This is a genomic window from Gemmiger gallinarum (assembly GCF_014982805.1).
In the GTDB taxonomy this organism is placed as follows: Bacteria; Bacillota; Clostridia; order Oscillospirales; family Ruminococcaceae; genus Gemmiger; species Gemmiger gallinarum.
On record NZ_JADCKC010000015.1, the window covers coordinates 1 to 1,085 of the forward strand.

The 1,085-nt window shown below is 63.7% G+C and carries 1 protein-coding gene and 1 pseudogene; both read right to left on the bottom strand.

The genetic code is table 11. The features are described 5' to 3' along the window. Positions 1-18: 18 nt before the first annotated feature. Positions 19-957: a transketolase family protein gene (locus tag INF35_RS13695; RefSeq protein ID WP_193503389.1), complete on the bottom strand. Its 939-nt coding sequence runs from the start codon at positions 955-957 to the stop codon at positions 19-21. Then, a pseudogene (locus INF35_RS13920) lies at positions 954-1,085 on the bottom strand (transketolase); the annotation flags it as partial. The gene INF35_RS13695 and the pseudogene INF35_RS13920, both read right to left, overlap by 4 nt.

A 1,085-nucleotide genomic window follows, 5' to 3' on the forward strand; every position in this document is an offset into this window, starting at 1 on the left:
CAGCCGATGGCGATCATCTTACACCAGCTCCTTTACAGCGGCGATGATGGCGTCGGAACGCAGGCCGAACTGCTCCAGCAGATCCCAGGCGGGGCCGGAGTGACCGAAAACGTCCTTCACGCCTACCCGGCGCATCTTCGTCGGGCACTGCTCGCCCAGTACGGCGGCCACGGCTTCGCCCAGACCGCCCAGGATGCTGTGCTCCTCGCAGGTGACGACGGCACCGCACTCTTTGGCCGCTTTGACGACCAGTTCCTCGTCCAGCGGCTTGATGGTGCACAGGTTGATGACCCGGGCCTGGATGCCCTCGTTCTTCAGCTGCTCGGCGGCAATGAGGGCCTCGTTCACTTCCAGGCCGGTGGCCAGGATGGCCACATCGCTGCCCTCGGTGAGCTGTTCGCCCTTGCCGATTTCAAACTTAAAGGTGGCTTCGTCATGGAACACCGGGGTGGCCAGACGGCCGAACCGCAGATAGACGGGGCCCGTATGCTCGTAGGCGGCCTTGACGGCGGCCCGGGCTTCCACGTCGTCGGCAGGGCAAAGCACCGTCATGCCGGGGATGGAGCGCATCAGCGCAAAGTCCTCGCAGCACTGATGGGAGGCGCCGTCCTCGCCCACCGAGATGCCGCCGTGGGTGGCGCCGATCTTGACGTTCAGGTGGGGGTAACCGATGGAGTTGCGGACCTGCTCAAAGGCGCGGCCTGCGGCGAACATGGCAAAGCTGGAGGCAAAGGGCACCAGCCCCATAGCCGCCATACCGGCGGCGGTGGCCATCATGTTGCTCTCGGCAATGCCGCAGTCAAAATGGCGGTCGGGATAGGCTTTTTTGAAGACGCCGGTCTTGGTGGCGGCGGCCAGATCGGCGTCCAGCACCACCACGTCGGGGTGATCTTTTGCCAGTTCTACCAGCGCGGCGCCGTAGCTGTCGCGGGTGGCAATTTTTTTGACCTCACTCATACCTGCGCCTCCAGTTCTGCCAGTTGAGCGTTCAGCTCGTCCATGGCAATCTTGTATTCCTCGTCGTTGGGGGCCTTGCCGTGCCAGCCTACCTGGTTCTCCATGTAGCTGACGCCCTTGCCCTTGGT